The following is an 11,752-nucleotide window of genomic DNA, read 5'->3' as shown; positions in this document are numbered from 1 at the left end:
AGACTATGGAAATCTTTTTAACTTCAATTCAGAGTATTGTACCCATTATCGTCATCATCATTCTTGGTTATTTCTTGCAAGTCCGCGGTTGGTTTCAAGAGAGCTTCGGAAATGACCTATCTAAACTGATTATGAACGTGGCCATGCCTGTTGCAATTTTTACCTCTGTTCTTAAATATTTAACTTTAGATAAATTGATTAGCTTGTCTGGCGGTTTGTTGTATACCTTTATCGCCTTCATTCTTGGTTACCTAGCGGCCTTTATCGCAGTGAAAGTTTTTAAAGTGCGCCCGGGTCGTCGAGGAACCATGATTAATACCTTTGTTAATGCCAATACCATATTTATTGGTTTGCCTTTAAATATCGCTTTGTTTGGAAATCAAGCCCTTCCTTACTTCTTGGTTTATTATATTACAAATACAGTATCTACTTGGACATTAGGTGTCTATCTAATGACTTCTGATAGTAAAGAAGGGGCTTCAAAACAGGCTCAAAAATTTAATTGGAAGAAGCTTTTCCCAGCTCCTTTATTAGGTTTTCTCGTAGCCCTCGTCTTTTTGGTGTTGCGTATTCCTGTTCCAAGTTTTGCGGAAAGCACCTTGACTTATATTGGCAGTTTAACAACGCCCTTATCTCTTGTCTATATCGGTATCGTCCTAGCTAAGGCAGGTTTGAACACCATTCGCTTTGATAAAGATACCATTATCACACTGGTTGGTCGTTTTATTCTTGCACCGGTCATCATGCTCTTGGTTCTGAAGTTCTTCTCTCCAAATATGGTGGCACCAGAATTTAGAACCTTTATGATTCAATCAGCAACACCAGCCTTGGCAGTTCTTCCTATCCTTGCCAATCAAGGTAAAGGCGATGTTGAGTTTTCAACGAATGTGGTCACTCTCAGCACAGTCTTATTTGTGATTGTGGTTCCAATTCTGCAGACATTGTTGGGATAGCATTTATATGAAAAGGATGTAGTTTTAGTGCTATACATTCGTTAAAAAGGACGTCGGGTATTATACTCGACGTCTTTTTTAAACGGATGACTAGATCAACACATAGGTTTCAACCGCTTGCCCAGCCCCGTTTTCATTGTTGGTCTTTGTCACGACTGCTGCTCCGTCTTTCACCTCTTGCGGAGCGTTGCCCATAGCGACACCGATGCCTGCTTTTTTGAGCATAGGAAGGTCATTGAAGTTGTCCCCCAGGGTGAGGACTTCTTCTAAGCTTAAGTGGTAGTGATTGGCGAGCTCAACCAGAGCATCTTCTTTAGAGACGTGCTTAGCAGTAACTTCTAGGTAGTTGGCTTTGGAGAGATAAAAGGCGGTAGAAGGGAAGTCGTTGGTAGAAATCGTGCGATAGAGGGCTTGGATCTCTTCTGGTTCTCCAATTAAGAGCAATTTGTGGAGGGGCTTTGTCGTATCCAGCAAAGGATCCAATAGGGGGAGAATATGAGGTTTTTCCCCTGTAATCCGGGCTTCCTCTTGGCTCCATTGGTCGAGATGATCGGTCATCCAGTCTTTTCCACTATAGAGGTTGATCGAAACTTGAGGGAAGTGTTGGTTGGCCCAATCAATAAATTGACGGGCTTCAATCTTGTCTAAGGGATGCTCAAACAGAACCTGCTCTCCTTTTTGGATTAAGGCTCCATTGTAGCAGGCCATAGGACAGTCCTCTATGCCGAGCTCTTTGGCAATAGGAGCCATCCCTTTTGGAGAGCGAGCAGAGGCCAGCACGAAAGGAATGGTTTCGCGCTTTAAATCCGGGATCAATGATGCCAACTCTGGATCGATCTGATGGTGATCATTTAAAATAGTGCCATCGATATCGCTAATGATGAGACGAATGTGAGACATAAACTTACCTCCTAGTAGAGAATACTGGTTTCGTTGCCGACTTGTTTCAGGATTTCAGGGCTTGGTTTTTGGTCGGTAATCCAATAATCAAATTGTTTGAGACGAGCGAGATAGTAGTTGGCATTTTTCGTCCATTTAGAAGTTTCTGCCACAAGGATCTTGGTGCGAGATCGTTCAAAGACGAGGGATTTGACTGCAACGTCTTCAGCATCCTCAAAGGTGACTTCACCATTGGCTAAGCTACTCGCTCCAAAAAAAGCGAGATCAAAGCGAAGATTGTCCAGTATTTGTGCTTGATTCGCGTCATAGTAAAAGCGGTTTTTAGGGTAGAATTTTCCTCCTAAAAGATGAAAGTCAACCTGGGAATGGCTACTGAGCTGGATGGCATTGTCAAGGGAATGCGAATAGACTGTGACTTCCTTGTTAAGCAAGCCAGCAAGCAGGGTCATCGAGGTGGAAACGTCGAGAAAGATCACTTGTCCATCTTGGATCAATTGCAGGGCCTTTTGAGCCATGGTAGTCTTTTCCTTGTTAGCCTTTTGACTACGGTCTAGATAAGAAGGGCCAGGTTCTTTGTTTAAGGGAAGGAGCCCACCGTGGGTCCTGCGGACCAGCTGGCGTTGGCTAAGGAGAGCGAAGTCTCGACGGATGGTATCTTTTGAGACCTTGAAATAGTCGACCATTTCTTTAGCCGATAGCTGTTTTCGCTCTTCTAAGAGTTCTAATATTTTTTCGAGTCGTTGTTCCTGATACATGAGATCGCTCCTTGTTTCTGTTCTTGCCTATATTCTACATCATTTATTAAGTTAATGCAAGTGTTTTTAATTATCTTTAAGTATTTATGATCGTTTTTCTTGTAAAGCCTTATTCTGACGTTTGTTTTAAAGGGGAAATTCTGCTATAATATGTCAAAATAACGTGGAGGTTTCCTTATGGCCAGTGAATATGAAAAAATGATTGCGGGTGACTATTATAGACCTGCGGACCCTGAATTACGGGCTTTGGCAAAAGCCTCTCGGGAGAAACAAGAAGCTTTTAACCAAGAGGTGGATCCTAAAAAAGGGGCAGCTATCATCAAAGAGTGGTTTGGTTCAACCGGTGAAAACCTCTATCTTAATCGACAGGTTCTTGTAGATTATGGGGTCAATATCCATCTGGGAGAAAATTTCTATGCCAATTACAATTTGACCATGTTGGATATCTGTCCCATTACGATTGGAAAGAATGCCATGATTGGTCCCAATTGCCAATTTTTGACACCCTTGCACCCACTGGATCCAGACGAGCGCAATTCTGGTCTCGAGTACGGAGCTCCGATTACGATTGGGGACAATTTCTGGGCAGGAGGAGGGGTCACCATTCTCCCTGGTGTCACGCTGGGTGACAATGTGGTCGCTGGCGCAGGAGCAGTGGTCACAAAATCCTTTGGAGACAATGTGGTCCTTGCAGGAAATCCAGCCCGTGTCATCAAAGAAATACCCGTCAAAAAGGAGAAACGATGATCCATAAACATGAAATTCCTATTTTAGAGTTTGATGACAACCCGCAGGCAGTCATTATGCCGACCCATGAGGGACTTGATCTGCACCTACCTGAAAAATGTGTGTATGCTTTCCTGGAGGATGAGATTGAGCGCTTTGCCAAAGCTGTCGGAGCCAAACAAGTAGCTAGCTTTGTCTCAGCTACCAAGACCTATCCGGTCTATGTCATGGAGCACCAAGGAGAGGAAATCTGCTTGGCCCAAGCGCCAGTTGGATCTGCAGCTGCTGCCCAATTCATGGATTGGTTGATTGGCTATGGGGTGAAGAAGATTATATCGGCAGGTAGCTGTGGGGTCTTGGTGGACATAGAAGAAAATGCCTTCTTGATCCCTACCAAGGCCTTGCGAGATGAGGGAGCTAGTTACCATTATGTAGCGCCTTCCCGTTATATCGAAGTGGATAGTCGTGCACTGACCGCTATTGAAACGGTCTTGAAAGGAAAAGAAATTCCTTATCAAGAGGTCATGACCTGGTCGACCGATGGCTTTTATAGGGAAACGCCTGACAAGGTGGCCTATCGGATTGAAGAAGGGTGTAGTGTGGTGGAGATGGAGTGTGCATCGCTTGCAGCAGTCGCCCAGCTTCGTGAGGCAATTTGGGGCTTGCTTCTCTTTACCGCAGATTCTCTTGCAGATCTGGAAAATTATGACCAGCGTGACTGGGGCTCTGAAGCATTTGAGAAGGCCTTAGAATTATGCCTAGAAATGGTTCATTACTTGTAGGTCTATTCTCTTTTTATGATACAATGAAGCTATGTTAGTGAAATCATATTTTAAACAATGGCGGGCCAAATTGACTCGCTTGTCTCCAGCAAGGCGGATCTTTCTCAGCTTTGCCTTGGTTATCCTGATAGGCTCTCTCTTACTGAGTTTGCCCTTTGTCCAGCAAGTAAGCTCAACAGCAGGCTACATCGACCACCTCTTTACCGCGGTCTCTATGGTCTGTGTGACAGGGCTCTTTACCCAGTCGGTGGCTTCGACCTATAATGGCTGGGGGCAATTGATTTGTATGCTCTTGATTCAGATTGGAGGCCTAGGGATTTTGACCTTTATTGGTCTCTTCTTTATGGAAAGTCGCCAAAAGCTCAGTTTCAAGGACCGGCAGACTATTCGGGACAGCTTTAGCTTTAGCAATAATCAAAGCTTGACCCGTTTTGTCCGCTCCATCTTTATTACCACCTTTACCATCGAAGGTGTCGGGGCCTTGCTCCTCATGACTCGCTTTATTCCTCGCTTTGGCTGGGGCCATGGGATCTTTAACTCCATCTTTGTCGCAGTTTCCGCCTTTTGTAATGCAGGCTTTGATAATTTTGGGGGCGATAGTATGATGAGTTTCCAGACCGATTGGTTGGTCAATATGACCTTATCTGCTCTGATCATTACCGGAGGCTTGGGCTTCATGGTCTGGTTTGACCTAGCCACCAAGGCCCGCAACCAATCGGGACGACGGACTCTTCGTTTCCATACTAAGGTGGTTCTCTGGTTGACAGCTGCTATCCTTCTCTTTGGGACAGTGACTAGTCTTTTGACAGAGTTTAATAATCCAGCAACGATTGGGTCCCTTCCATTGGGAGAGAAGATCTTGGTCAGCTTCTTCCAAACGGTCAGTATGCGGACGGCTGGCTTTGCCTCACTGGATTATACAGCAGTCCGACCTGTGACACTCTTTGTCTATATCCTCCAGATGTTCTTAGGTGGTGCACCAGGTGGGACAGCAGGAGGGATGAAGATCACCACCTTCTTGGTCTTGATCCTCTTAGCTCGCAAGGAATTACTTGGATTACCACATACCAATTTGGGTAAGCGTACCATCGCACCAGACTTGGTGCAACGCTCTTTGGGGACAGCGGTAATCTTCCAGTTGACCTTTATCCTGGGGCTCTTTGGCCTTTGTCTTGTGACGCCGGATGGTCAACGTTTTCTGTACTTGGTCTTTGAGGTGGTATCGGCTTTAGCGACAGTGGGCGTAACGGCCAATGTGACCTCGACCTTAAATGGAGCAGGGCTGGGGATCATCATGGTGCTCATGTTTATCGGTCGGATCGGTCCCTTGACCCTTATGGTCAGCTTGAACAATTACAAAGCCAAAAAGGCAGATGCCTTGCAGTATGCCAAGGCAGACATCATTATCGGATAGGAGAGACTTATGGCAAATCGAACCATTGGAATTCTGGGCTTAGGGATTTTTGGACAGAGTGTCTTAAAAACCCTGCAGGACCAGGATGTGGATATCATCGCAATTGACGATCACGAAGATGTGATCAACCAGTATGAACCTATGATTACAACTGGGATTGTTGGAGACATTACGGAAATGGACCTCTTGGATGCGGCAGATATTGGGAACTGTGACACAGTCGTCATTGCGACGGGAGAAAACTTGGAATCAAGTGTCCTGGCGGTCATGCACTGTAAGGCACTTGGCGTCGAGCACGTCATTGCCAAGGTCAAGAATGAAGTGACCAAGGAAGTCCTTGAGAAGATTGGAGCTGATTTGGTCATCCTACCAGAGGTAGAAGCGGGGATGTCTCTAGCTAAGATGATCCTCTTCCAACACGGGATTGAAGTCTTCCAGTTGGATGAAGCAGTGGTGGTGGCTGAGTTTACGGTTCCAGCTAGCTGGGTAGGAAAAAGCCTTCAGGACTTGGCTGTCAGAGAGGAGTACCATCTCAATATTATCGGCTATCGAGATGCGGAAGACCAACCGCTTCATATTCAGATTGGTCCCGACTTTATCTGGCCTGAAGGGGTGCGCGTGATGGCAGTGACAGACAACCAATATTTAGATAGAATCCAAGATTTGTTAGACTAATAGTGTAATGGAAACGGCCCAAAGGTCGTTTTTTTCTTTTCTAGGTTAACTCTTCTTTAAGCATTGATTGCTAAAGTAAGAGAAACAAAAATACTTCCATTGTGGGAATAGAAGGATGAAAGATGATATTTTTTAACAGAATACGACCCAAACAGCCCTTAAAAGAACTCAAATGGTTTGATATTGGTATTGTGACAGCCATTCTTTTTGGGCAATTCATTATCCGCTCGACCCAGCTGTTTTTAGCCAGTTTTCAGCCAGTCGCGCAGACTGCAGTAGCCACAAACAGTAGCAATACTGCAAGTGAAGGAGCTGCTTATTCCAGCAATATGACCTTGCAGTTGATCTTACTGGCTCTAGCTCTTCTTTACTTGCTGCTTCGTCGCTTTGATTTTAAACAATTGCCGATCCGCTTTAAGTGGTCCACCTTGATCTGGGTGCCCCTGCTCTTTGCAGCGATGGGACTTTTTGGGGATGTAATCTCAACGGTTTCGGGTGAACACAATTACCTAAGTCCGAGTCTTTGGCCCTATATCGACCCCATTCAGATCATCCATAAGTTCATGGCTTTAAGCCCTATGGCGATTGCTTATGGCTTGCTTAATGGATTTTATGAAGAATTTTTCTTTTTGGGCTTAATGACTTCGGTAAGTGAAAAGAATAAGTGGAAGGCACTGGCCTTTTCAACCCTGATCCGCTTTTCTTTCCACACCTATCAAGGGCTTCTCTGGGCCCTTGTGATTGGCGTCATTTATGGACTCTTTTATTACTTCATGTACAAGAAAGTCGTCAAGAATCTCTTGCCATTTTTCCTCATGCATGCCTTGGCAGATATGTTTGGATCTAGTCTCATGTATCTCTTGATCCATTGGGGAAGTTGATCTTATAAAATTTTAGGAAAGGCTCTGTCAGGTGTTGACAGGCCTTTTTTTGAGTGCTATAGTAAAATCGTAAACGCCTACACGGAGAGGCGGAGCAGATAAAAAGCGGGCAGTCAGATGCCCTATAAAAAGAGGAGGAAAGACAAATGGCAGGATCAGTGATACAGGGAGATAACTACCGAATCTCCGTATTAACGGAATCTTTGGTTCGCTTAGAATACTCAGAGGATGGTGTTTTTGAAGATGGTCAGACGCAAGTTGTGCAAAATCGTGATTTTGGACCTGTTGCTTATGAGGTCGTAGAGACAGAAGAGGTCCTCGATCTGCATACGGAGCATCTCCACCTTCATTTTGAAAAGGGACCTTTTACACCGGATCGGCTTTTTATTGAGCTCAAGGGTCAGTATGCAGTCTATGGTAGCCGGTGGCACTATGGAGATCAGCCTGAGACCTTGAAAGGTACCAGTCGGACGCTTGACGAGGTCGATGGAGCTATGGAGTTGGAAGATGGGATCTTGAGCAAGGCCGGTTATGCTCTTTTGGACGATTCCAGTTCCTACTTGTATGATGTCGAAAGCGGATTTAGAGCACGGCCATGTTCAGAAGTGGATCTGTATTTCTTCGGTTATGGGCGCGATTATCTAGGGGCCTTGAAAGATTTTTACCATCTGACGGGACAACCACCCCTCTTGCCACGTTATGCTCTGGGAAACTGGTGGAGTCGGTATTGGCCTTATACCAGTCAGGAGTACACAGATTTAATGGATCGTTTCAAAGCTGAAGGGGTGCCTTTGGCTGTCAGTGTGATCGATATGGACTGGCACAAGACAGCAATTCCTGCTCGCTTTGGAAGTGGTTGGACGGGCTATAGTTGGAACCGGGACTTGATTCCTGATCCAGCTGCCTTCTTACATGGTCTGCATGAGCGTGGTTTAAAGGTGACCTTAAATGTCCATCCAGCAGATGGAATTCGCGCCTTCGAAGATGCTTACCCCAAGGTCGCAAAACGCTTGGGATTAGATGCGGAAAAAGAAGAAGCGGCTAGCTTTGACTTTTACAGTCCAGCCTTTCGCGAAGCTTATTTCGAAGATGTCCACCATCCCTTGGAAAATCAAGGAGTCGACTTTTGGTGGATTGATTGGCAACAGGGAAGTCATGGCAAGATGGATCCCCTTTGGTTGTTAAATCACTATCATTATCTAGACAATTGCCGAAAAGGCCAAGCTGGTCTCATCTTATCGCGTTATGGGGGTCCTGGCAGCCACCGGTATCCGATCGGTTTTTCAGGGGATACCATTGTGACTTGGGAATCCCTAGCCTTTCAACCCTATTTTACCAGCACAGCTTCAAATATCGGCTATACGTGGTGGAGTCACGATATTGGTGGCCATATGCGGGGTTACTATGATGAAGACTTGGCTCTTCGCTGGTTGCAGTTTGGGGTCTTTAGCCCGATCAATCGTCTCCATAGTTCTTGTAATGCCTTTAACAGCAAGGAACCGTGGTTTTACTCGCCTGAGACTTGTCGCTGGATGAAGCAGTATTTGCGCCTGCGTCACAGCTTACTGCCTTATCTTTACACCATGAATGTGGCGACGCATGAAGAAGGACTGCCTTTGGTTCAGCCCCTCTATTACCATTACCCAAACGAAGAAGAGGCTTATGAGGCTAAAAATCAATATTTCTTTGGTAGTGAACTCATGGTGGCCCCAATTACCGAATCGCTGGATCCGGTCTTTCATAGTGCTTCTGTGAGTGTTTGGTTCCCAGACGGAGTTTGGTATGATTTCTTCCATGATTGGAAGTACGAAGGAAAAGGCAAGCTTACAGTCTTTAGAGCTAGCCAGGATATTCCGGTCTTTGCGCGTGCAGGAGCCATCATCCCTATGGATGCACAACCGCAGACAGGGGTAGAGCTCCCAGAAATGCTGGACTGGCATCTTTTCCCAGGTGACAATCGTTCCTTCGTACTCGTTGAAGGAGAAGGAGATAACAGGGTTGAAACCCGCCTAACTGTCAATTGGGATGAAAGAAAGATTAGGCTGGATTTAACAGGTGATCTAACGCTGCTTCCTGAAAAGAGACAGCACCGGTTCTTCCTCCATACCTTAGAGACAGCCCCTATCTTAGTAGACAATCAAAGTCAAGAAATTGCGATGGGTGAGCTGCAATCGCGTCCTACTGCAAAAGAAGATCGGATGTTTGAGCTCTTGAAATCTGCCAACCTGGCCTACGATAGGAAGAATGAATTATTTGCGGCTTGTTCAACAGCCAAGGATTGGAAACAGTTGATGAAGATCATTACACCTTTAGAGGAAGGTTTGCGTCAACGTCTCTTTGAAGTGATTTATTCCAGTGAAGAGAATGAAGACTTGTAAATTCTTGCAATTTTACCCCTATTTTTGTATGATGAAAGTGATTTCACAATCATAAAGGAGAAGAAAAAATGGAACAAAAATGGTGGCATAATGCCGTAATTTACCAAGTTTATCCAAAGAGTTTCAAGGATAGTAATGGCGATGGCATCGGAGATCTCAAGGGGATCACGAGCAAGCTAGACTACTTGGAAAAATTAGGGGTTACAGCGATCTGGCTCTCACCAGTCTACAAGAGTCCCATGGACGATAACGGCTATGACATCTCGGATTACGAGGATATTGCCTCCATCTTTGGTAGCATGGAAGATATGGAAGAATTGATCGCAGAAGGCCATAAACGCAAGATCAAAATCATCATGGATTTGGTGGTCAACCATACCTCTGATGAGCATGCTTGGTTTATCGAGGCGCGTGAAAACCCAGACAGTCCAAAGCGGGATTTCTATATTTGGCGCGATGAGCCCAATGGCATCATTTCTGCTTTTAGTGGCTCTGCTTGGGAATTTGATGAAGCATCAGGCCAATACTACCTGCATAACTTCAGTAAGAAGCAACCAGACCTCAACTGGGAAAACGAGGAGCTTCGTCATCAGATCTATGACATGATGAATTTCTGGATTGACAAGGGAATTGGTGGCTTCCGTATGGATGTCATCGATATGATCGGTAAGATCCCAGATCAGGAAATCATCAGCAATGGTCCCATGCTCCATCCTTATTTGAAGGAAATGAATCAAGCTACCTTTGGCGATAAGGATCTGCTCACCGTGGGAGAAACTTGGGGAGCGACTCCAGAGATTGCTAAGCAATATTCCAATCCAAAAAATCAAGAATTGTCCATGGTCTTCCAATTTGAACACATTGGTCTTCAATACCAACCGGGTCAACCAAAATGGCACTACGCCAAGGAATTGGATGTGCCAAAATTGAAAGAAATTTTCACCAAGTGGCAGACGGAATTAGGAAAAGACGAAGGCTGGAATTCCCTCTTTTGGAACAACCACGATCTCCCACGGATTGTGTCAACTTGGGGGGATGATGGCGACTACCGTGTCAAATCTGCCAAGGCTTTAGCTATTCTGCTTCACTTGATGAAGGGAACTCCGTATATCTATCAAGGGGAAGAAATTGGGATGACCAATTATCCATTTAAGACCCTCGAGGATGTGGAAGATATCGAGTCAATCAACTATGCCCATGAAGCCTTAGAAAAAGGAGTGCCACTCGAAGTGATCATGGATCAGATCCGCCATATTGGTCGGGACAATGCACGGACACCGATGCAGTGGAATGATGAAGCAGAAGCTGGCTTTACGACAGGTCAACCATGGCTTGCTGTCAACCCAAACTACAAAGAGATCAATGTGGAGGCTGCTCTAGCAGATCCAGACTCCATTTTCTATACCTACCAAGCTCTGGTGGCCTTGAGAAAAGAGCATCCTTGGCTTGTGACGGCTGATTATGAATTGGTGGACGCAGTAGACAAGGTTTTTGCTTACAAGCGGGTAGAAGGAGACCAAGCCTATTTGGTTGTTGTCAATCTTTCAAGCCAAGAGCAAGACTTACCGCTTGTCAATGGGGTTGAAGAGGTTCTCATTGCCAATACCAAGGTGGAGCAAGTCCTCGAATCGGGCAAGTTAGCCCCTTGGGATGCCTTCTGTGTCAAATTAGCCTAATGAAGCAAATGAAAAATTAAGGAACGAACCTCCTTATAAAAGCAGGTCTTTCTCAATAGAGAAGGCCTGTTTTGCTTTTTAGGGGTTGTTCTTCTAGCAGAATCCGCTCAAAAATGGTTCGGTAATGCATGGGCTATAGGAAATATTTATAAGCAGTCCTAGTTTTTGCTTTTGATCTCTGGTCCCAAGGCCTATTAAATCCGTGTTATAGTTTTTACCTATATCAAAATTCGTGTAAAAGCAATTATACAAGATGGCTATCTTCTGATATGATAGTGTCAATTAGAATTTTTGGAGGACACAACATGTCAACTACAATTATCGGTTTCCCACGTTTGGGTGAATTCCGTGAATTAAAATTTACAACTGAAAAATACTTTAGAAAAGAAATCTCAGCAGACGAGCTCTTGGCAGCTACCAAAGACTTGCGTGCAAAACACTGGAACATTGTCAAAGAGCAAGGCATCTCAGAGATTCCTTCAAATGACTTCTCACATTACGACAATTTTCTTGATGCAGCCTTCCTTTTCAACGTCGTGCCTGCATCTGTTCAAAACTTGGATTTGACAGACCTTGAACAATACTTTGCTTTGGCGCGTGGTTATCAAGGTG

Annotated in this window: 10 protein-coding genes and 1 pseudogene; 9 read left to right on the top strand and 2 right to left on the bottom strand. The window is 45.0% G+C overall.

The features are described from left to right. Positions 1-5: 5 nt before the first annotated feature. Positions 6-953 (top strand): AEC family transporter, encoded by a 948-nt coding sequence (locus tag PAN06_RS04920; RefSeq protein ID WP_003008680.1) that lies wholly within the window; start codon positions 6-8, stop codon positions 951-953. 90 nt (positions 954-1,043) lie between these two features. Here the strand turns inward: PAN06_RS04920 and PAN06_RS04915 are convergent, their stop codons facing one another. Both PAN06_RS04915 and PAN06_RS04910 read right to left on the bottom strand, forming a co-directional pair. Continuing rightward, on the bottom strand, positions 1,044-1,853 hold the full coding sequence (locus PAN06_RS04915; RefSeq protein WP_024055063.1) for a Cof-type HAD-IIB family hydrolase: 810 nt from the start codon (positions 1,851-1,853) through the stop codon (positions 1,044-1,046). 11 nt (positions 1,854-1,864) lie between these two features. After that, positions 1,865-2,608 carry a DeoR/GlpR family DNA-binding transcription regulator gene (locus PAN06_RS04910; protein ID WP_269795746.1) on the bottom strand — a complete coding sequence of 248 codons (744 nt, stop codon included), beginning with the start codon at positions 2,606-2,608 and terminating at the stop codon, positions 1,865-1,867. A gap of 177 nt (positions 2,609-2,785) precedes the next feature. On the opposite strand from PAN06_RS04910, the gene PAN06_RS04905 reads away from it, so the two are divergent. The 8 genes and pseudogenes from PAN06_RS04905 to PAN06_RS04870 form a co-directional block, all read left to right on the top strand. Beyond that, positions 2,786-3,355: a sugar O-acetyltransferase gene (locus tag PAN06_RS04905; RefSeq protein WP_024055061.1), complete on the top strand. Its 570-nt coding sequence runs from the start codon at positions 2,786-2,788 to the stop codon at positions 3,353-3,355. Beyond that, entirely contained in the window at positions 3,352-4,116 is a 765-nt protein-coding gene (locus PAN06_RS04900) for a nucleoside phosphorylase (protein WP_049471858.1), read from the top strand. Before PAN06_RS04905 ends, PAN06_RS04900 begins: the two co-directional genes overlap by 4 nt. Positions 4,117-4,147: 31 nt before the next feature. Next, positions 4,148-5,530 (top strand): potassium transporter TrkG, encoded by a 1,383-nt coding sequence (locus PAN06_RS04895; protein WP_269795745.1) that lies wholly within the window; start codon positions 4,148-4,150, stop codon positions 5,528-5,530. A gap of 9 nt (positions 5,531-5,539) precedes the next feature. Beyond that, positions 5,540-6,205 carry a TrkA family potassium uptake protein gene (locus PAN06_RS04890; RefSeq protein WP_049471856.1) on the top strand — a complete coding sequence of 222 codons (666 nt, stop codon included), beginning with the start codon at positions 5,540-5,542 and terminating at the stop codon, positions 6,203-6,205. 122 nt (positions 6,206-6,327) lie between these two features. Then, positions 6,328-7,086 carry a CPBP family intramembrane glutamic endopeptidase gene (locus tag PAN06_RS04885; RefSeq protein ID WP_269795744.1) on the top strand — a complete coding sequence of 253 codons (759 nt, stop codon included), beginning with the start codon at positions 6,328-6,330 and terminating at the stop codon, positions 7,084-7,086. Between the two features lie 146 nt (positions 7,087-7,232). After that, positions 7,233-9,464 (top strand): TIM-barrel domain-containing protein, encoded by a 2,232-nt coding sequence (locus tag PAN06_RS04880; RefSeq protein WP_269795743.1) that lies wholly within the window; start codon positions 7,233-7,235, stop codon positions 9,462-9,464. 68 nt (positions 9,465-9,532) lie between these two features. Further along, a complete protein-coding gene (locus PAN06_RS04875; protein ID WP_269795742.1) occupies positions 9,533-11,140 on the top strand; it encodes an alpha-glucosidase in 1,608 nt (535 codons plus the stop codon). A 305-nt stretch (positions 11,141-11,445) separates the two neighbouring features. Then, positions 11,446-11,752: pseudogene (locus PAN06_RS04870) on the top strand (5-methyltetrahydropteroyltriglutamate--homocysteine S-methyltransferase); the annotation flags it as partial.

The sequence above is a fragment of the Streptococcus sp. SM3 genome (genome assembly GCF_027497875.1).
This window is presented reverse-complemented; position numbering and strand designations above follow the sequence as displayed.